This is a genomic window from Methylotenera versatilis 79 (genome assembly GCF_000384375.1).
Lineage (GTDB): Bacteria > Pseudomonadota > Gammaproteobacteria > Burkholderiales > Methylophilaceae > Methylotenera_A > Methylotenera_A versatilis_B.
On the sequence record NZ_ARVX01000001.1, the window covers coordinates 2,083,949 to 2,104,174 of the forward strand.

General features: G+C 42.1%; 22 protein-coding genes. 14 read left to right on the plus strand and 8 right to left on the minus strand.

All coding sequences use genetic code 11. From position 1 onward, the window contains the following. Nucleotides 1–188 precede the first annotated feature (188 nt). Both METVE_RS12720 and METVE_RS0110085 read right to left on the minus strand, forming a co-directional pair. A complete protein-coding gene (locus METVE_RS12720) occupies nucleotides 189–347 on the minus strand; it encodes a DUF3309 family protein (protein WP_020168357.1) in 159 nt (52 codons plus the stop codon). A gap of 93 nt (nucleotides 348–440) precedes the next feature. Next, entirely contained in the window at nucleotides 441–758 is a 318-nt protein-coding gene (locus METVE_RS0110085; RefSeq protein WP_020168358.1) for a hypothetical protein, read from the minus strand. A gap of 199 nt (nucleotides 759–957) precedes the next feature. On the opposite strand from METVE_RS0110085, the gene METVE_RS0110090 reads away from it, so the two are divergent. Further along, nucleotides 958–2,478 carry a protein adenylyltransferase SelO gene (locus METVE_RS0110090; protein ID WP_020168359.1) on the plus strand — a complete coding sequence of 507 codons (1,521 nt, stop codon included), beginning with the start codon at nucleotides 958–960 and terminating at the stop codon, nucleotides 2,476–2,478. Nucleotides 2,479–2,536: 58 nt separating this feature from the next. Here METVE_RS0110090 and ribA read toward each other — a convergent pair whose 3' ends face one another. The 4 genes from ribA to METVE_RS12910 form a co-directional block, all read right to left on the minus strand. After that, nucleotides 2,537–3,136, minus strand: a complete 600-nt coding sequence (gene ribA / locus METVE_RS0110095) for a GTP cyclohydrolase II (RefSeq protein WP_020168360.1) — start codon at nucleotides 3,134–3,136, stop codon at nucleotides 2,537–2,539. Nucleotides 3,137–3,185: 49 nt separating this feature from the next. After that, on the minus strand, nucleotides 3,186–4,313 hold the full coding sequence (locus tag METVE_RS0110100) for a sigma-54 interaction domain-containing protein (RefSeq protein ID WP_020168361.1): 1,128 nt from the start codon (nucleotides 4,311–4,313) through the stop codon (nucleotides 3,186–3,188). Then, nucleotides 4,310–5,518: an acyl-CoA dehydrogenase family protein gene (locus METVE_RS0110105; protein ID WP_020168362.1), complete on the minus strand. Its 1,209-nt coding sequence runs from the start codon at nucleotides 5,516–5,518 to the stop codon at nucleotides 4,310–4,312. Before METVE_RS0110105 ends, METVE_RS0110100 begins: the two co-directional genes overlap by 4 nt. A gap of 143 nt (nucleotides 5,519–5,661) precedes the next feature. Then, nucleotides 5,662–5,790 carry a hypothetical protein gene (locus METVE_RS12910; protein WP_020168363.1) on the minus strand — a complete coding sequence of 43 codons (129 nt, stop codon included), beginning with the start codon at nucleotides 5,788–5,790 and terminating at the stop codon, nucleotides 5,662–5,664. Between the two features lie 132 nt (nucleotides 5,791–5,922). On the opposite strand from METVE_RS12910, the gene ssuD reads away from it, so the two are divergent. Genes ssuD through ribB form a run of 4 tightly spaced genes read left to right on the plus strand, consistent with a single transcriptional unit; the run spans nucleotide 5,923 to nucleotide 10,014 of the window. Further along, on the plus strand, nucleotides 5,923–7,068 hold the full coding sequence (ssuD, locus tag METVE_RS0110115) for an FMNH2-dependent alkanesulfonate monooxygenase (RefSeq protein ID WP_020168364.1): 1,146 nt from the start codon (nucleotides 5,923–5,925) through the stop codon (nucleotides 7,066–7,068). Between the two features lie 25 nt (nucleotides 7,069–7,093). After that, nucleotides 7,094–8,383: an acyl-CoA dehydrogenase family protein gene (locus METVE_RS0110120; protein WP_020168365.1), complete on the plus strand. Its 1,290-nt coding sequence runs from the start codon at nucleotides 7,094–7,096 to the stop codon at nucleotides 8,381–8,383. 19 nt (nucleotides 8,384–8,402) lie between these two features. Then, on the plus strand, nucleotides 8,403–9,257 hold the full coding sequence (locus METVE_RS0110125) for an amidohydrolase family protein (RefSeq protein WP_020168366.1): 855 nt from the start codon (nucleotides 8,403–8,405) through the stop codon (nucleotides 9,255–9,257). Nucleotides 9,258–9,300: 43 nt separating this feature from the next. Beyond that, the gene (ribB, locus tag METVE_RS12615; protein ID WP_020168367.1) at nucleotides 9,301–10,014 is read left to right on the plus strand and encodes a 3,4-dihydroxy-2-butanone-4-phosphate synthase; all 714 of its coding nucleotides are present in this window, start codon (nucleotides 9,301–9,303) and stop codon (nucleotides 10,012–10,014) included. 42 nt (nucleotides 10,015–10,056) lie between these two features. On the opposite strand, the gene METVE_RS0110135 is transcribed toward ribB, so the two are convergent. Next, on the minus strand, nucleotides 10,057–10,467 hold the full coding sequence (locus METVE_RS0110135) for a winged helix-turn-helix transcriptional regulator (RefSeq protein WP_020168368.1): 411 nt from the start codon (nucleotides 10,465–10,467) through the stop codon (nucleotides 10,057–10,059). Nucleotides 10,468–10,570: 103 nt separating this feature from the next. On the opposite strand from METVE_RS0110135, the gene METVE_RS0110140 reads away from it, so the two are divergent. The 3 genes from METVE_RS0110140 to METVE_RS0110150 all read left to right on the plus strand — a co-directional run bounded on the left by METVE_RS0110140 (nucleotide 10,571) and on the right by METVE_RS0110150 (nucleotide 12,575). Then, entirely contained in the window at nucleotides 10,571–11,209 is a 639-nt protein-coding gene (locus METVE_RS0110140; protein ID WP_020168369.1) for an FMN-dependent NADH-azoreductase, read from the plus strand. Nucleotides 11,210–11,265: 56 nt separating this feature from the next. Next, on the plus strand, nucleotides 11,266–11,658 hold the full coding sequence (locus METVE_RS0110145) for a DoxX family protein (protein ID WP_020168370.1): 393 nt from the start codon (nucleotides 11,266–11,268) through the stop codon (nucleotides 11,656–11,658). 65 nt (nucleotides 11,659–11,723) lie between these two features. Further along, nucleotides 11,724–12,575 (plus strand): pirin family protein, encoded by an 852-nt coding sequence (locus METVE_RS0110150; protein ID WP_232415308.1) that lies wholly within the window; start codon nucleotides 11,724–11,726, stop codon nucleotides 12,573–12,575. 179 nt (nucleotides 12,576–12,754) lie between these two features. On the opposite strand, the gene METVE_RS0110155 is transcribed toward METVE_RS0110150, so the two are convergent. After that, entirely contained in the window at nucleotides 12,755–13,999 is a 1,245-nt protein-coding gene (locus METVE_RS0110155; protein WP_020168372.1) for an SfnB family sulfur acquisition oxidoreductase, read from the minus strand. A gap of 485 nt (nucleotides 14,000–14,484) precedes the next feature. Between METVE_RS0110155 and msuE the strand changes: the two genes are divergently transcribed. From msuE to METVE_RS0110195, 6 genes are read left to right on the plus strand one after another with little or no spacing between them, the layout of a single operon-like run. Further along, on the plus strand, nucleotides 14,485–15,066 hold the full coding sequence (gene msuE / locus METVE_RS0110170; protein WP_020168375.1) for an FMN reductase: 582 nt from the start codon (nucleotides 14,485–14,487) through the stop codon (nucleotides 15,064–15,066). 43 nt (nucleotides 15,067–15,109) lie between these two features. Further along, nucleotides 15,110–16,213 carry a dimethylsulfone monooxygenase SfnG gene (gene sfnG / locus METVE_RS0110175; protein WP_020168376.1) on the plus strand — a complete coding sequence of 368 codons (1,104 nt, stop codon included), beginning with the start codon at nucleotides 15,110–15,112 and terminating at the stop codon, nucleotides 16,211–16,213. 40 nt (nucleotides 16,214–16,253) lie between these two features. After that, nucleotides 16,254–17,420: an AMP-binding protein gene (locus tag METVE_RS0110180; protein WP_020168377.1), complete on the plus strand. Its 1,167-nt coding sequence runs from the start codon at nucleotides 16,254–16,256 to the stop codon at nucleotides 17,418–17,420. Continuing rightward, a complete protein-coding gene (locus METVE_RS0110185; RefSeq protein ID WP_020168378.1) occupies nucleotides 17,417–18,193 on the plus strand; it encodes an ABC transporter ATP-binding protein in 777 nt (258 codons plus the stop codon). The genes METVE_RS0110180 and METVE_RS0110185 overlap by 4 nt, the downstream gene beginning before the upstream one ends. Nucleotides 18,194–18,231: 38 nt before the next feature. Then, nucleotides 18,232–19,113: a branched-chain amino acid ABC transporter permease gene (locus METVE_RS0110190; RefSeq protein WP_020168379.1), complete on the plus strand. Its 882-nt coding sequence runs from the start codon at nucleotides 18,232–18,234 to the stop codon at nucleotides 19,111–19,113. Nucleotides 19,114–19,138: 25 nt separating this feature from the next. Continuing rightward, nucleotides 19,139–20,206 carry a branched-chain amino acid ABC transporter permease gene (locus METVE_RS0110195; protein WP_020168380.1) on the plus strand — a complete coding sequence of 356 codons (1,068 nt, stop codon included), beginning with the start codon at nucleotides 19,139–19,141 and terminating at the stop codon, nucleotides 20,204–20,206. Nucleotides 20,207–20,226 lie beyond the last annotated feature (20 nt).

A 20,226-nucleotide genomic window follows, 5' to 3' on the forward strand; every position in this document is an offset into this window, starting at 1 on the left:
ATTATTTTTACCCTAAAAATATGGTTAAGTCTGCAGATGTGCGTGTTGTGGTTTAAGCTTTTAAAAACTAAAAATGGCGTTGAAAACTGCTGAATCAGATGTAAATAATCCCTACCAATATTGATAGGGATTATTCCTTTGGATGATGTGATATCCGCGTTTTGACTGCTTATTTATTAGGTGGAAAACTAAATTTTACCCATCAGCACCAATACGATTAGTATAACAACCACTAAACCTAAACCACCACTTGGGCCGTAACCCCAGCTTTTACTGTGACCCCAACTTGGCAGTGCGCCAACCAGCATTAAAATTAATACAATTAAAAGTATCGTCCCCAAACTCATGATGTTCCCCTCGTTGAAAAAATGATTAGTTAAAAATGACTATTTAATTTTTATCGCTTTGCTTATACAGCTTTAGTTTTATCAATCTAGCATTTAATGCTTTTCTGGCACTATTTCAGGCGGCATATTGGCTTCTGGCGGCGGAATAATAATATTCGTGTCGCCTTTAGGCTCAGTGGGGTGGATTTTAATTTCCTCATCGCCTGATTTTTCTGTATCTGTTCTAGTGTTTGCATCAATACCTTCATCGCCCGATTGATGCGGGACACCAGTTGCTCCAGAAGAGTGTTCTGAAGATTCCGGCGTAGGCACTAGTGTTGGCTCATCTGGCAAATTAGCTGGGGCTGGTTTATTACACGCAGTCAAACTTAATAGCGCAATTGCAGCAGAAGTAATGATTAAATGATTCATGATAAATCCTCATTAACAGTAAAGCCTAAACAAAAAACTTAACCTAATTTAATGCTTAAGTCTTTTTAATTCAGTGCGTTATCGCACATAAGATTAAAATCATCAGTTGAGCGATAGTTAACCCAAATAAATGATGAATAAAATTGCTTAACCCGTTTAAACTCAATACTATTCTAGTCATTTAGTTCGGATTAAGCAGATGGAAACTCCCGCAGGAAAAGGCGCAGATGGCTACGGTTTTAATTTTGATAATAGCTATTTAAAATTGCCGTCTATTTTCTATAAAACACAACAGCCGACTCCAGTTAACAATCCAGAAATCGCATTATTTAACGATTCGTTAGCCTTGGAGTTGGGTTTGAATGTCGAAGCACTTAAAAAAAATGGTAGCCAATTTCTAGCAGGGAATGTGCTTGTTGACGGCAGTGAACCTATTGCGCAGGCTTATGCGGGCCACCAATTTGGGCATTTCAATATCTTAGGCGATGGGCGTGCAATATTGTTGGGCGAGCATGTCACATTCAATAAACAACGCGTTGATATTCAGCTAAAAGGTTCAGGCAGAACGCCATATTCGCGCTCGGGTGATGGTCGTGCGGCATTAGCGCCAATGTTGCGCGAATACGTTATGAGTGAGGCAATGGTTGCACTGGGCATTCCAACTACAAGAAGCCTTGCAGTGACGACAACTGGTGAAGCTGTTTATCGTAACTTTGCAAATCCAGGTGCTGTTTTAACGCGTATAGCTGCCAGCCATATTCGTGTGGGTACGTTTCAATTTGCCGCTACCACTCAAAATCCGCAAGAGCTTAAAGCATTGGCTGATTACACGATTAATCGGCATTTTTCTAATCAAAAGCTTGGTAATCAAGCATTAACTAAAACGGGTGAAACTGACAATCCATATCTAAAATTACTGACACAGGTGATTGATTTACAAGCTTCGCTAATCGCCAAATGGATGCATGTTGGCTTTATCCACGGCGTGATGAATACCGATAATATGAGTATCTGTGGCGAGACGATAGATTATGGCCCATGCGCATTTATGAACGCTTATCATCCTGAAACGGTGTTTAGTTCGATTGATGCCAACGGACGTTACGCTTATGGTAATCAGCCCAAAATTGCGCACTGGAATCTGATCAGATTTGCTGAAACGTTATTGCCGTTGATTGATGAATCAGAAGAAAAATCGATTGCGCTTGTGACGGAATATCTACAAGAATATCCCAATAAATTTCTAGCATTTTGGCTTGCTGGTATGAGGAAAAAACTGGGGATTTTTAATCAGGAAGAGGACGATTTAAAGCTTGCAGAAGATTTGCTGGTTTATATGCAAAAAAACAAAGCAGACTTTACCAATACATTTAGATATCTGGCTAAATCATTAAAAGATGAAGTTTATGATGCTGCACTATATCAAGATGTTGGATTTAAAAACTGGTTAACACATTGGAAAGCACGATTATCTAGGCAAAGTGAAAGTGTTGAAGCAAGTATTCAGTTGATGAATTCGGTCAATCCCAAAGTCATTCCGCGTAATCATTTGGTAGAGGAAGCGCTTAATGCTGCGGTTGATAATGACGATATGACATTAATCAATGACCTATTGTTGGTACTGTCAGATCCGTATGCGGATTTAGATCATCCGGCCAAATACACGCAAACACCAGAACCTTTATTCGATGCACAATATAAGACTTATTGCGGTACTTAATCCATTAAAACAATATTACCTAAAGACAATACCATTCAAAGACAGCATTTTTTCAACATTATTCTTCGTTAAGTAAATGCCCCAACTTATCTTTCTTAGTCTGAAGATAATGTTTATTTGATGCGTTAGATGTTATTTTTAGCGGTACAAGACTGTTAACCAATGTGCCGTTGGTTGTTAATGCGCCACATTTGGATGGATTATTGCTCATTAATCGGATGGATTTGATATTGAGGTCAATCAATATATCTGCTGCGGCATCGAATAAACGGCTATCAACCGGCAAGCCAAGTGCAATATTGGCTTCAACTGTATCTAAGCCAGTATCTTGCAGCGCATAAGCGCGAATCTTGTTGGCTAAGCCAATGCCACGGCCTTCGTGATTACGCAAATAAATGATGATGCCAGTGCCTTCTTCTGCAATCAATTGTTGTGCGAGTTTAAGTTGCTCACCACAATCACAACGTTTTGATGAAAAGATATCGCCAGTTAAACACTCCGAATGCACGCGAACCAGCACATTTTCTTGTGAATCAACATCACCCATCACCAACGCTACATGCTCTGTCGCCGTTGCCGCATCTTGATATAAATGAATTAGGTAATCTCCAAATGCGGTCGGCAGTTTGGATGTGGTCACTCTTGTAATATTACTCATTAATTTTCTTTGAATCTTACTTGTTTAGCGGTAGTTTAAGCTTTAGCGATTATCTTAATGCATTAATAACACTCATTTTAATGAGTTTTGCTCTGATAATGTTGCGGCTAACGCCTAATAGTTTTGCCGTTTGCACTTGATTGTTGTGGCAATAATTATAAGCGGCTTTCACTATTGTATCTTCAAAATGATCATAAAGATTTTCTGCACCTGATTCAAATAACTGGTGCAATGCATCATTGAGTAAATTGGTTTCTGAACCGACGCTTTTAGCGTCATCTTCTCTTTTCTTGTGCAATTGAATCGAAGATAGCTGCAAATCCTCACTGCGCACGGTATTGTTTTTGCAAATAAGTAGTGAGTGATGGATTACATTTTCCAACTCTCGAATATTGCCTGGCCAGCTATGTTGAACAAGCTTATTTTTTGCCTGCTCATCCAGTTTTATCTCGCCGTAACCAAGACGCCTTCTATATTCCGCAACGAAATATTCCGCCAAAGGCAAAATATCGCCTGGGCGATTGCGTAAAGTTGGCAACTCTAAATGCGCAACGCGCAAACGATAGAATAGATCCTCACGGAAATGTCCTGCTAAAACGGCTTCTTCAAGCCTTACGTTGGTCGCAGCAACCAGCCTTACGTCAATTGGCGTAGATTTCCTTGCACCTAGTCTGACCACTTCGCGCTCTTGCAACACGCGCAGTAATTTCACTTGAATACTGAGCGGCAAATCACCAATTTCATCTAGAAATAACGTTCCGCCATTTGCCGCTTCAAACCATCCTGCCTTGGCAGAAAATGCGCCGGTAAAAGCACCTTTTTCATGGCCAAATAATTCACTTTCAACTAAAGACTCTGTAAATGCGCCGCAATTAACCGCCACAAAAGGTTTGTTTTTACGATTGCTTAGCTCATGTACGTGGCGTGCAATTAACTCTTTGCCTGTGCCTGTTTCACCAATAATCAAGACATTCGCATCGCTTGGTGCAATCATCTTAATGCGCGCAAGTAGTGCGACCGATTTTGGGTCTTCAAACACTTGCGCCGTGGCTCTAATCGATTTAGTCAGCGATTGCGAATTAGGCAAGGTCAATAAACTGGTTTCTCGCTCATCCTGCGCCGAATAAGTAGTGACTTCAGACGAGGAATCAAAAAATCTAGTGTTTATAATATTCATGAGTAAAATGTGGGCTCAGGGTAGCGATTATTCAATGCCCATTCGCCGAGTTCCTTAATTTTATAATCCAAAGGGTCATGCAGTGTATGCGTTCTCAGGTTGCGCCAATGTCTATCAAGCCTCAGGCCTGCATGGGTTGCTCTTGATCCTGTCACTTCAAACATTCTGCTGGTAATATCTAATCCCGTTCTAGTCGCCATGACCTTTGCTGCACTGATACAGGTCGCTACTTGCCCACGTTCATCTTCTGTTAATGCCGAATCCTTTTGCCATGCGGCATCCAGTTTATGGGCAGCTAAGTCGCTTAGTGCTTTTGTTGCCTCAATCCCAACAAAAAAATCCCCATAATGCCCTAGAATATAAGGGTCTTGACTGGTGCTGGCAATGTTAGAAGTGTGCCAAGGTTTGGCTTCTTTTAACGTATATTGTTTTGCATCTGCAAAAGCACCTTCCGCAATACCCAAATATATATTGGTTAATATTAGTTGTGCAACTAATGGCCTTAAGCAAGAAAAAGGCGTACTTAAAGGGCCAGGATCATTTAACAACTCATTTTCCTCTACACGCACTTTTTCAAAATTAACGCTGCCGCTATCTGTTTGACGTTGTCCGATATTGGCCCAATCGCCCAGCACAGAAACGCCACTGCGCGCGGTTGGAATCGCCGCAATCACTAACTTCCCATCTATTTGTCGGATTGCAGAAGCAATCAACATTTCGGAATCGATGGCACCAGAGCAAAAGCTTTTTTTACCAGAAAACTCATGCCAGCCTGTAAAAGATTTAGAAATTGTTCTGTCATCTAACGGGTTAAGTGCATTGCCCCAAAACCAGTTCAGTTGCGCGGTTTGCTCATACCAACGTTGCCATTGTTCAGGTTTTGAGAATAAACGCACCGTAGCCAACATCAAATGTTGAAAGCCAAACACATGCGCAAGCGAGCTATCCGCTTTGGCGATTTCTCTTACAACCAGCAATGTTTCATGCCAGCTTGCGCCTTGTCCGCCATATTCTTTAGGAATAGTCAGTGACAACAGACCGCTTTCGCGCAGCATGTCTCTTTCCGCTTTAGGTGTGCCACCAAGATAATCGCGTTCTACCGCAGTTCTGGCGAATTCTGCCGATAATTTCTGTGCAATCTCTAGCGGACTATTGAATTGATCATCCGAAAGTATTGTATTAGTTGGGAATATGCTTAGATCCAAAACTTATATCCAGTTGTTTTATATATGGTTTTTATAGCACGTATTATGCCAGTTGATAGATTTTGCATAAATACTGCTGCAAAATCAGCATCAGTAAATCCATAAATGCTGTTTAACACTTACGGAATAAGGCTTTGAGCCAATCAACGATTAAACTTAAACAACATTCTTTCTAATAAAGAATCTGCAGCGCATAAGCCGATGCTGCATTTCAGCAGGAAAAGTGCTGCATTTGCAGCATATTGCTGAACAGGCTGCTGATTATGCAGCATGAAATGTACGGTGATGCACTTAAGCGTATGAATTCAATCAAATTTTTATATGGCACAGTCCTTGCCACTATTACTGCAACTTCGTAGCAACATTTGACTGCTGCATTCAGTATTTGGCATAAGGAAAACAATATGGAAATATTTTGGTTTTTACCAACACATGGTGACCAACGATATTTGGGTACTTCAATCGGCGCAAGACCAGCAACTTTTAGTTACTTGAAACAAATCGCACAATCGGCAGACAGGCTTGGTTATAAAGGCGTATTAGTGCCATCTGGGCGTTCTTGCGAAGACCCTTGGGTGGTCACTTCTGCATTAGTTAACGAGACTAAACAATTAAAATTCTTGGTAGCAGTGCGTCCAGGTTTTGTGTCACCAACGGTGTCAGCAAGAATGGCTTCTACGTTAGATCGTATTTCTGGTGGGCGTTTGCTGATTAACCTTGTGGCGGGTGGCGACCCAGCTGAGCAGCAAGCAGATGGCAGTTTTTTATCGCATGACGAACGTTACAAAGAAGCCGATGAATTTTTAGCCGTATGGAAAGCAGCGCTGACTGGCGAAACCATTAGTTTAGATGGCGATTACATTAAAGTAAAAGGCGCAAATATCCCAACCGGCTCAGTTCAAAAACCTTATCCGCCATTATTTATCGGTGGTTCATCAGATGCAGCGATTGAGCTTAGCGCTAAACATATCGATGTACATTTAACTTGGGGTGAGCCGCCACAGGCTGTTGCAGAAAAAGTAAATGTGGTGCGCGCAGCCGCTTTAAAACATGGCAGAACGGTTAAGTTTGGTATTCGATTGCATGTGATTGTGCGCGAAATCAGTGAAGAGGCTTGGCAAGCTGCCGATGATTTGATTTCGCATGTCACAGATGAAACCATTGCTGCTGCACAAGCAGCAGTTGCTAAATTCGATTCTGTCGGCCAACAAAAAATGACGGCGCTGCATAATGGACGACGCGACAAATTAGAAGTTGCACCGAATTTATGGGCTGGCGTTGGCTTAGTCAGAGGCGGAGCGGGCACTGCGTTAGTTGGTAACCCAGAAGAAGTCGCTGCCAGAATCAAAGAATATCAAGCCATCGGTATCGATTACTTTATTTTCTCCGGCTATCCACATCTGGAAGAATCTTATCGTGTTGCTGAATTGCTATTTCCATTACTGCCATTGGAAATTGATGGTGAGCATGAAGCCAGTATTAAAACCAATATGACTGGGCCGTTTGGTGAAGCGCTCAGCCAATCAACAAAACATGCTGCAGCGTCGTAAAGCATAAAGTTAGGATACAAACGTAATGAGCATAAACAGTAGTGAACTCTTAACTAAGCCAATTGAAACTAGGCCGACCGAAAATATTGAGCAAAAAAAAGTGTTAAGTAAAGCGTTAGGCAATGAGTTAAGTCCAAAATTTAGCCATAACTCGCAACAAAGCCCGCAACAAATCGCAGAGCAATTGAGTGCATATTTGGCGCTAACCGCGGCTGAGCGCGATGAGCAAGGCGGAACGCCTTATGCACAAAGACAAGCGATTCGTGATAGTGGTTTGCTCAAATTATTGATTCCGCAAGAGTTGGGCGGATTAGGCGGTAGTTGGGCAGAGATTTACAAAATCATCCGCACAATCGCCAAAGTAGACAGCTCAATCGCGCAGGTTTTTGCCTTTCAGTTTTTAATGCTGACATCCATTCGTTTATACGGCTTAAAAGACCAATGGAAAAGTTTGTTTAGAGAAACCGCCAGTAAAAATATGTGGTGGGGCAACGCACTTAACCCGTTAGATAATCGAACAATTGCTACGCGCGCAGATGGGTATTTGGTTTTTAATGGACAAAAAAGCTTTTGCTCTGGCGCCACTGATTCTGATTTTTTAATTATTTCTGCAATCGAGCAAGACACCAATCGATTTATTGTCGCCGCGGTTCCAACAAAGCGCGACGGCATTCAACTGAATGGTGATTGGGACAATATGGGCCAACGCCAAACGGACAGTGGTAGCGCAGAATTCAACAATCTAAGGGTTGAATATGACGAGCTTTTAATGAATCCCGGACCGTTAAGTTCGCCATTTTCTAGCTTACGTTCATTAGTCGCCCAGTTGATTTTCACTAATATTTATTTGGGTATTGCAGAAGGCGCGTTAGAAGAGGGCGTGAAATATACGCAGAAAAACTCACGCGTGTGGTCAGCATCTTTAGCACAAAATATTCAAGAAGACCCTTATACATTGCTGCACTACGGGGAATTTTGGTCGGGTTTACATGCAGGCAGCGTATTGGCTGATCATGCTGCTAATTTACTTGATAGCGCGTGGCAACAAGACATTGACTTAAGCGATGAAGAACGCGGAAAAGTGGCGCTGGCGGTGTTTTCTGCCAAAGTGAATATTACCAAAGCTGGCTTAGATGTGACTTCGCGCGTGTTTGAAGTGGCTGGCGCAAGAGCGACGACTGCAAAACTTCGCATGGATAGATATTGGCGCAACTTGCGTGTTTACACTTTGCATGATCCAGTAGATTACAAATTAAAAGACTTGGGTGATTGGGCGCTAAATGGCGCTTATCCGACACCTAGTTTTTACTCTTAATATAAAAAGACCGCATAAAATGACACAAAAAATTATCGATATGAGAAGTCGTCCAGCGTATTTACATGACTTTTTTGGCGCGACACCGAATACACTTGAATATGAAACAGCCAAATGGCTGAATGAACGAGTCGGCTCAAAAGAAGTTGAGCATTTCAAACGTTCTTACACCATTGAAGGCTATCTAAAAGAAATTGAAGCAGCAGGCGTTAATAAAGCCGTGGTGGTTGGCCGCGAAACGCCATCTTTAACCATTAGTAATGAAGAAGTCGCAAAACTAGTCGCGCAAAGCCCTAAATTAGTTGGCTTGGGTTCTGTAGATATTCAAACCAGAGGCGAGAAAAATGCAGTGGCTGAAATCAATATTGCCATCAATCAACACCAATTTAAGGCCATCAATATAGAGCCTGGCTTTGGTGAACCAGTATTGCAAGCAGATGACCCCATTTTTTACCCAGTTTATGAAGAGTGCATTTATCACGATGTACCTGTTTGCTTGATGTCTGGCCCGACAACGCCAGACTTTGATTATGCGCAACCGAATGCAGTGGCAAGATTAGCCAGAAAATATTCTGCGCTGAATATCATTTGTTTTCATGGCTATTACCCGTATGTGAATGAAATCATTGGCGCAGCTTTTCGTTACAAAAATATCTATTTAGTGCCTGATATGTACATTTTTCAGCCAGGTTCGCACTTATATGTTGAGGCAGCCAATGCCTTTTTGGGCGACCAATTGTTGTTCGGTTCTTCTTACCCATTTCGCGCGATGAAGCAAACAGTGGATGATTTTACATCATTAGGGTTCAAGGAGTCTGTTTTAGATAAAGTGTTTTATAAGAATGCAGAAAGATTATTAAAAATAACAGCTTAAATAGTATTAAGAACAGAATACATTAACAATGTGAGAGTTTAATATGAGTATAAATTTAGAAAATTTTAATTCAGTTAGCCAAGCCATCGATGCCATCGCAAATGGTGAATTTGTAGTTGTTGTCGACGATACTGATCGCGAAAATGAAGGTGATCTAATTATTGCGGCTGAAAAAATCACCACCAGCCAAATGGCTTTTTTGGTTAGACACAGTAGCGGTTTGGTTTGCGTGGCATTAGGTGAAGAAAGATTGCAGCAGTTGCAACTACCATTGATGGTGGAAAACAATACCGAATCACATAGAACGGCTTTTACAGTCAGCGTAGATTATAAATACGGCACTACCACTGGCATTTCTGCTGCTGATAGGGCAATCACATTACGCGCGTTGGCTGACTCATCTGCACAGGCTTCAGACTTTTTAAGACCTGGACATATTTTTCCATTACGCTCAAGGTTAGGTGGTGTGTTAGAACGTCCTGGCCATACTGAAGCTGCTTATGATTTAGCTGCGCTGGCAGGGTTGAATCCTGTCGGTGTGTTGTGCGAGATTGTGAATGAGGATGGCAGTATGGCGCGCAGGCCAGATCTATTTTTATTCGGCAAAAAACATGGTTTAAAAATCATTACTATTGCAGATTTAATCACTTACAGAGAGCAGACTTTGCAACACCGATTTACCGATTACGGCGTGCATACGAAAAGCCAAAAAAATTCGCAACGCTTATTAGACGCGGCGATTTTGTATGGTGTTTAATATTTGATTAATCAGTATGACTAAAAGCTTAAAAATCTAAGTTTATAGCTTTTGATTTTTGTTGTCGTAGTGCTGCCTAGAGGTTTCGATATTTGGCCATTCATTAGCCATCCAATCGACCAACGCTTTTACCGGAACTAGAAACTCTTTACCTCTTTCTGTCAGCGTATATTCCACGCGCGGCGGCACTTCAGGATAAAGACGCCTAGTAACGATGCCATCTCGCTCAAACTGTCGCAAAGTAGATGACAGCATCCTTTGCGAAATACCATTGACCTCACGCATTAACTCAGAAAATCGTAAACAATGATTGTCTGATTTTGCCAACGATACAATGACCAACATGCTCCATTTATCGCCTAATCTCGCTAATAAGTCGCGTATTGGGCAATTTCTGTGATCTTCAATTAAATTTTCAGCTAAATTTATATCTAGCAATGAGTCTTTTTGCATAACTAACCTTTATGTAACTACCTAAACAAAAAGTGCCTTCTTGTTTTCAACTTAGTAACTATATAGTATCTAGTTACTTTTTAATACTAATGAAGGAAATAATATGTCACATTCTGTTTTACATATCGATAGTAGCCCACTCGGCGATCATTCTGTGTCACGCAAACTGACTGCAAAAGTACTAGCTGAACTTAAGGTGGAGCATGCAGACACGCAGATTGTAAGAAGAGATTTAGTAGCAACATCTTTACCGCATCTAAGTGGCGTTACAGTAGGGGCTTTTTTTACGCCGCCAGATCAGCTTAATGAAACTTTAAATGAAGCGTTAAAGTTATCCAATGAACTCGTTGATGAGTTATTCGCAGCCGATGTCATTGTTATTGGTGCCCCAATGTGGAATTTCGGTATTCCTTCCTCATTAAAGGCATGGATCGATCACATCGCACGTGCTGGCAGAACATTCAAATACGGCGCATCAGGGCCAGAAAGTCTTTTACCCGCAGGTAAAAAAGTCATCATCGTGTCCTCTCGTGGCGGCATTTATACCTCTGGGCCAATGCAGGTAATGGATCATCAAGAATCTTATCTTAAAGCCATCCTAGGTTTCATCGGGTTGCATGACGTTTCAATCATACGCGCCGAAGGTGTGTTGATGGGTGAAGCAGCGGTAAGCGCGGCGCTTCAATCAGCCGAAATAGAGCTAACCGAAGCTATTAAGCATGTTGCCGCCGTATTTGCTTAAACTAATTCTCAAATAAAAATATTCGTACAGCAAATTAAATACATAGGATTTACATCATGAGCGATATTTCAACTGCATTTCAACCCACCAAAACAAAAAATATAAGCGCTTGGATATTGCAAGTTTTACTCGTTTTAGTATTTTTAGCTGCTGCAGGCGCAAAACTAGCTTCTGTGCCCATGTTGGTCGAAGAGTTTAATCTGATTGGCTTAGGTCAGTGGTTGCGTTATGTGACAGCGATTGTAGAAATTACTGGTGCTGTCGCCTTGTTAACACCAAGATTCTCCGCTTATGGCGCACTCTTGTTAGCAATAACAATGTTTTTCGCTACTCTTGTCCATTTATTTGCTTTGCATAACGATCCAACTCCCGCCATAGTTTTGTTGGTGTTAAATTTAGCCGTGCTCTGGTTGCGCCGTTATCAGTTCAATCCGCGTAAATACTTTTAAACAATTTTTTTAATTTTATTAAAATCAGATGTGTCTAGGTGACCGCTGATTTTGGAGTGATAAACATGCTTAATCTAAAGGAAAAGATAGACACTACGAATCAAAGAATGATTGTTCATAGGACTAAAGGTCATCAACATGGTCCAGTCACGCGATTAGTCAGCCCTGGCGATTTGGGCGAAATTATCAAACCTTTTGTGTTCTTAGATGCGTTTGATATGGATGCTAGTCGAAGCAATTTGTTTGGATACCATCCGCATTCAGGCATCGTAACTGTTACCACTATTTTTGAAGGTAATATCGAATACGAGGATTCAACAGGTAAAGCAGGACTGTTGACAGCAGGTACTGTTGAATGGATGCAAGCTGGTGGTGGTGTATGGCACACGACTAGCCCAGCAATTCAGGCTGGAGCACGCTTGCGCGGCTTTCAGCTTTGGTTGGCCCTTCCAGCATCACTTGAAAACGCTGCACCAGAGAGTTTATATATTGAGGCAAGCGAAATACCAAAAATTGGGCCTGCCAGAGTGATTATTGGGGAATATCAGGGTGCTATGAGTCCTTTGCCACAAATATCACCAATTACCTATCTGCATGTTCAGCTTGCGGATGGGGAGATTTGGACTTTCGACCCACCAGCTCATCATGATGTACTGTGGATAGCAATAGGCGAAGGCAGTATTAGTGTGTCAGGTGAAAAAATATCCAATGAAATTTCCATTTTTGATGCTGGATCTACGCCATTGACGGTGCAAGCCCATGGTGAGGTGAATTTTGTGCTTGGTTCAGCAGTGCAGCACCCGCATCCTTTGATTACTGGCCACTATTCAGTTCACACAACTGATGATGCGCTAAAAATAGGGGAAGAAGGTATCAAAAAAGTAGGGAAAAGACTGAGAGCTGAAGGGCGGATTTGAGGCAATATTTTTTCACGGATTATTTTGTTATTAACGATGAGTTACGTCATTTAGCTGATAAGAGCTTATAGATGTGTACCAAGATTACATTTGTAAATAGAAGATATAACTTTATTTAGTGGACAAAAGCCCTTATGCAATTAAGCATAAGGGCTTTTTATTTAGGGTGGACTTTTAGTTTAAATCCAAGGATGCCGTGGTGGGTTAACACCATTTAAACTGTAATTTCCTACTGCGTGATATTTCCAGCGAACCGGGTCATGTAGCGTATGTGTACGTGCATTGCGCCAATGGCGATCTAAATTGAATTCGCCTAATGTAGAACGTGTACCTGCTAATTCAAATAACTTGCTGCCCGCCAGTAATGCAGTTTCTGTACTGAGCACTTTTGCCTCAGCCACTGCAATTGAAGCTGCGGCGACGGTTTCTTCATTGGCATCGATTTGTGCTTTGTCAATAAAATCGCCAGCGCGGCTTAATAATGCTTCAGTTGCATGAATACGGATTTGCAGGTCACCGATATCTTTAATGGTGTGTGGGTCATCATAGCCGTGCTCAAGTTCTGTATCAATCCAAGGGCGTGTATGATTGCGCACAAAATATAAAGTATCTTTAAAAGCAGCGCGAGCAATACCCGTATCCACTGCCGCTTGGATAATCTGTGCAACAGGGCCCATTACGGTAGGGCGATCAAACGCTAAATGGTGTGGTAATACGTATTCTGTTGGGATAAAGATATTATCTAGGATAGTCGTGCCGCTGGCCGTGGTACGTTGACCAAAGCTTGACCAATCATCAATAATCGTCAGGCCTTTAGCGCCTTTTTCTACAAATGCGACAATCGTATTATCGTTTTCATCTTTGGCAACTACTGGCACCCAATCGGCCAATAATGCGCCAGATGAATAGAATTTCTTGCCAGAAAGCAAATAGCCGCCGTCAGTTGGTTTAAGACGTGTTTGCACGTCATTAACACTTTTTGTGCCGATTTCTGAGAATGCATTACCAAATCTCACACCTTTTAACACTAAATCAAAAAAGAATTTTTTCTGAAATTCAGTGCCGTCTAGCCTTAAACCTTCCACCATATACAAATGGTTTTGTGGAATCTGCCCAATGCTAGGGTCTGCTTCCGAAATGATGCTGACTACTTCGGCCAATGTTCTGTTGGCTACAAAAGCGCCGCCGTATTCTTTTGGCACCGTAATGCCCCACAAACCGCTGCTGGAATATAAATCTAATTCTGCACGTGGCAAACGGCGTTCTCTGTCGCGCAAGGCGGCTTCTTTAGCGATTTCTGCGGCGACTCTTTTTGCTACTTCAATCGCCTCTGCGTCATTTTTAATGATGTGCGCATGTGGTCTTGGTGCGATGTTGATGTGCTCTTGACTGGTGTGTTCTTGCTTTAATGCGGATAGTGACATTGCTACTCCTTATAAAAATCGCTGATTAATTTCGTCGTTAGCACACGATTAAACGCGCGCGTATCAATACCAAAGTGATTGCATTTAGTGTGCCAATCATTAAGCATATGATTTGTATAGGAATATTTATTTTTCATGCATTTTTATCTGTTCACCCAGCAAATAAATGCTGATGAGATGCTGGAATAACAGCAGTTAACCGATGAAATGGCATGGATTTTCCATACTTTAAGCTGCCAATTCACGACTTCTTACCCACTTTTGTGCTGATTTTGCAGCAGTTAACCAGCAACTGGACTCAATATCAACAGCAATACAATAAAGAATAATTATGTAAGTGATTGAATAATATAAACATTAATGTTGGCATAGTTACTGCTCTGATATACCTAGATAAGTATTAACGCAAATTAGTATTTGCAATGGCCGTTTTTAATCCTGCATAAAAGGACAAATGAAATGGCAATTTTTAATTAGGAGTCACGATGAGTAACAGATTAAAAGTAACGGCTGTATCAGGTAGCTACAAAATCCCATCCAGAACTACAGCGATTATTGAAGAGTTAACACAACGATTGGGCAAACAAATCCCGATTGATTTACATCTGATTGAGTTGAGCAATATCGCGCCCGATTTAGTTGCCTCGTTTAATCCAGCGGATTTGCCAAGTAATGTTCAAAGAGACATTGACGCGATTGAAAACGCCGATTTATTGATTGTCGCGACACCAGTTTATCGCGCTTCATACACCGGTTTATTCAAACATTTATTCGATTTGGTTAATTACGAATCATTGTTTGATGTGCCAGTTTTGCTGGCAGCAACTGGCGGCAGTGAGCGTCATGCGTTGATTATCGATCACGAATTACGTCCACTTTTTAGCTTCTTTCAAGCGTTAACTTTACCTGTAGGCGTGTACGGAACAGAAGCAGACTTTGTGAATTACAAAGTGAATAACCCGATTTTGAGTGCGCGCATTGATTTAGCAATTGAACGTGCGCTGCCATTGCTTAAGCATCGCGAACTGGCCAATAGCCTTACGTCTGCCAAGTTGGCGATTGCCTAAAAGCTTTTAGAAATAATTGAATCAACTGAATTAGGAGAAAATAATGAGTACACCAAATAATCAGCAAGAAGCAGTTAAATTCGCTTACTGGGTGCCGAATGTGAGTGGCGGCTTAGTGGTGAGTAATATCGAGCAGCGCACTAGCTGGGATTTCGAATACAACAAAAAATTAGCGCAAATCGCCGAAAAAAGTGGCTTTGAATATGCGTTAAGTCAGATTCGTTTTACGGCGGGTTATGGCGCGGAATTCCAACATGAATCTGTCTCTTTTTCGCATGCTTTATTAGCGGCAACTACTAAATTAAAAGTCATCGCAGCCATTTTGCCTGGCCCTTGGAACCCTGTTTTAGCGGCTAAACAATTAGCAACCATTGATATTCTCACCAAAGGTCGCGTGGCGATCAATGTGGTTTCCGGTTGGTTCAAAGGCGAGTTTTACGCAATCGGCGAACCTTGGTTGGATCATGATGAGCGCTATCGCCGTTCACGCGAATTTATTGAAGTATTAAAAGGTATTTGGACGACAGATAACTTTACTTATACAGGCGATTTTTATCGTTTGCATAATTACTCATTAAAACCAAAACCAATCCAACAACCTCATCCAGAAGTTTTCCAAGGCGGTAGCTCACGCGCAGCACGTGATAACGCAGCAGCCGTTTCAGATTGGTATTTCACCAATGGCAACACGGTTGAAGGTATCAAAGCGCAAGTGGATGATATTCGCGCAAAAGCGGCTGTTAATAACCACCAAGTAAAAATCGGCGTGAATGCGTTTATTATCGCGCGCGAAACGGAAGAAGAAGCGAAAGCGGTATTGGCTGAAATCATTGCCAAAGCGAATCCTGATGCGGTTCACGGCTTTGCCAGCGAGGCGAAAAATGCAGGTGCAGCCAGCCCTGAAGGCGAAGGCAATTGGGCTAAATCGACTTATGAAGACTTGGTTCAGTACAACGATGGCTTTAAAACCAACTTAATCGGCACGCCACAGCAAATCGCAGAACGCATTATTGAATTAAAAGCGGTCGGTGTGGATTTGATCCTTTCAGCTTTCTTGCATTTTCAGGAAGAAGTGGCTTATTTCGGTGAAAAAGTATTGCCATTAGTGCGTGAGCTTGAAGCTAAAAAGTTGGCTATTGCAGCCTAATATTTAAGCAAAAGTTAACACATAAAATCACTCAATAAATATGATCACAGACACTTTTCCTAATCTGCTCAACTTTCAGGCGTTTGATAAGCCTTTAAGCATCGCGATTCGCCATAAGCAACTAGGTATTTGGCATGAAAAGCGCTGGAGTGAATTGCACCAAGAGTTGCTGCAATTAGTGCAATTATTGAAAGAAAAGGGCTTTAAAGCGGGTGACACCTTATTTTTGTTAAGTCACCCGCGCCCAGAAGCGTTATTGCTGTCAATCGCTGCACATTGGTTGGGTGGTATTGCTGCGCCATTGGATCCGGCTTATGCAAAATCAAAAGTTTCTGCGCTATTAAATGCGTTACAACCAGCATTTATATTTGCAGAAGGTCAGTTGCAGGTTGATCAGATTTTGAATCTAGGTTTATCGCAAAAACTTATTATCTATGCGGATGCGAGAGGCTTGTCGCATTACGAAAATGCAACGTTGCAGGCTTATGCAGCCATCAAAAACCTTCAGCCGATCGATTATTTAAAACAACTATCTGTTGCCGAGCCAGAACACACGGCTTTTGTGTTTTATCGCCTAAATGAGAATGGCGATGTTAATTTGCAGCAGTTGTCACATGCAGAAATGCTGGCGCAAGGCCGTAAACTAGTGAAACAAGAAGTGTTGACAGCACATGAAGAAGCGCTGGCAGCGCGTGCCTTTGCAGCAAGTGGTCATGTGCGTTATTTACTATCACCTTGGTTATTGGCGGGTTTTAAACTCAATTTCCCTGAAAATATCGATACAAGAGACATCGATAGAAGAGAACTTGGACCAACCTTGGTTGCGGGCACATCTGCCACTTATCAGCGGCTGCATGCCTTGGTCGAATCGCGTTTACCGCTGCCCAATACATTGCACAGGCGCTTATTCGATTGGGCAATTTCAACTAGCAAAATTGATTTTTTTCTACGCAGATTGATTGCTTATTGGCTGATTACCCGGCCTTTGCGAGATGTGATTGGTTTTAGCCGTACAAGAGTTCCGTTGTTGGTGGGCGAAAGATTACCTGCAAAATCGGCACTATTTTTTGCTTCGATTGGCATTCACGTTAAAAATTGGCCTGATGTCGCAGATTGGCAGCAATCCAATATCAAGGCGAATATTCCAAAAATTGAGTCAAAAAAAGTGTTAAGTCAGCAGCTTAAACAAGCTGGAGCGACCGCATGACGACTAATGAACATTTACTAAGCTTGAATAATATTTCGCTGTCTTTTAAAGGCGTTAAAGCGATTAACAATATTAGTTTTGCCGTCAATCGTGGTGAAATATGCGCGTTAATTGGCCCAAATGGTGCGGGCAAAAGCTCATTGCTGAATGTCATCAATGGTGTTTATCAAGCGGATGAAGGTGAGATCAATTTTGATGGTGAATCTAAAAAAAACATGAGCCCGCATCGTTCAGCACAACGTGGTATTGCGCGTACGTTTCAAAATATTGCGTTATTCAAAGGCATGAGCGTGTTGGATAACGTATTAACGGGGCGCAATTTAAAAGTAAAAAGCAGTTGGGTAGAGCAGGTATTCAATATCGGCCAAGCGCCAAATGATGCCGTTGTGCAAAGAAAAAAATCCGAAGAGATCATCGATTTTTTGAAGATTCAGCCTTGGCGTAGCAGCCTTGTCGGTAGCTTGCCATATGGTTTGCAGAAACGCGTAGAACTTGCGCGCGCTTTAGCCGCAGAGCCGAAATTGCTACTGCTGGATGAGCCGATGGCAGGCATGAACAGCGATGAAAAAGCCGAAATGAGCCGATTCATACTGGACACGCAACGTGAATTTGGTACGACGATTGTGTTGATCGAACATGATATTAGCGTGGTGATGGCGCTATCTAATCATGTGGTGGTTTTAGATTACGGTAAAAAAATCGGTGATGGTACGCCAGACGAAGTGCGCGCGAATCCTGAAGTGATTGCCGCTTATCTTGGCACCAAACATTAATCGTTATATATAGATGTTAGCAATAGGAATCAATAAGCATGAGTTTTTTCTTTGAAGTATTAACGGGTGGCTTGCTGGCAGGGGTGATGTACTCGCTGGTCGCTATCGGTTTTGTGTTGATCTACAAAGCATCTGGTGTTTTTAACTTCGCACAAGGTTCTATGGTGCTTTTTTCTGCATTGACGTTTGTCAGCCTGCTAGAGCGTGGCGTACCTTTTTGGATTTCATTCATCATTACATTACTCATCATGCTGGTGCTGGCGTGGGCAATTGAGCGATTTGTGCTCAGAAAATTGGTTAACCGCTCACCCATTACCTTATTTATGGCGACATTAGGCTTAAGTTACATTATTGAAGGCTTGGCGCAAGCCGTTTGGGGTGCGCAGGTACATGCGTTGGATATTGGCGTCAGTGATGAACCGTTTGAGATTTTTGGCATGTTGCTGTCACAGTTCGACTTATTCGCCGCCGCAATCGCCGGTATTTTAGTAGCAGTTCTATCGTTTTTATTCAGCAAAACCCGCACCGGCATTTCATTGCGTGCAGTGGCAGATGACCAATTAGCAGCCTTAGCCGTTGGTATCAAATTGAATCGCTTATGGTTCATCGTTTGGGGTGTGGCAGGCTTTGTAGGTTTGGTTGCAGGCTTGTTGTGGGGCGCGCGCGTCGGTGTGCAATTCTCATTGTCGCTGATTGTATTGAAAGCCTTACCAGTATTGATTATCGGTGGGTTTACTTCTATCGGCGGCGCAATTGTTGGTGGCTTGATTATCGGCTCATCCGAAAAGCTGGCTGAAGTATTCTTAGGCCCGTACATCGGCGGCGGTATAGAGAACTGGTTCCCTTATGTGTTGGCGATGCTATTTTTACTAGTGCGACCATCCGGCATTTTTGGCGAACGCGCCATTGAACGAGTTTAGCAGGCTGATTTTATGTGGATAGCTTATGTTATATAGAGAAGCAGGACAGTTTATTACCGATTATCGCGCAGATAAATCGATCTTTCGGCTAAAACAAGAGCGCTGGGGATTCTATTTATTGTTGGCAATTGCATTCATATTCATTCCATTTATTGGCAACGATTACTGGTTTAGCGCCATATTGATTCCGTTTTTAGTCTTGTCATTGGCAGGTTTAGGCTTGAATCTGCTAACCGGTTATGCAGGTCAATTATCGTTGGGTTCAGCTGCGTTTATGGCGGTGGGTGCTTTTGCAGCTTATAACTTCCATTTGCGCATTGAAGGCTTGCCGTTTTTAGTCAGCTTTCTATTGGGTGGTTTTACTGCCGCCATCGTAGGCATTCTGTTTGGATTACCCAGCCTTAGAATCAAAGGTTTTTATTTGCTGGTTTCCACATTAGCGGCGCAGTTTTTTGTGTTGTGGGTATTTACTAATTTCTCTTGGTTTTCGAATAACAACTCATCTGGCGTGATCACTGCGCCGCAGTTAATCATTCTAAATCATGATTTCAGCACGCCAGTTGGCCGATATTTGCTGACATTAGGCATTGTGGTTGTACTGGGTTTTCTAGCGAAAAGCATTGTACGAAGCGAGCTAGGTAGAAATTGGATGGCGGTTCGCGATATGGATACTGCTGCTGCCGTGATTGGTATCTCTATCCCTAAAACCAAATTATTGGCTTTCGGCATCAGTTCGTTTTTCCTTGGCATTGCTGGTTCGTTATGGGCATTCACTTATCTAGGCACTGTTGAGCCACACGGTTTCGATTTAACACGCTCTTTCCAGATTTTGTTTATCGTTATTATTGGCGGCATGGGCAGCATTTTGGGCAATTTTTTAGGCGCGGCATTTGTCATTTTGTTGCCTATCTTATTGTCGAATATTTCCATGAATCTATTGGCTGGTGCGATTGATCCAGGACAACTTGAGAACTTCCAAAAGATTATCTTTGGCGCGCTGATTATTTTCTTTTTGATTAAAGAGCCGAATGGTCTTGCTAAAGTCTGGCAGACATTCAAACAGCGTTCCAGAGTTTGGCCGTTGCGTTTTTAGACTTAACACTCAAATTACTT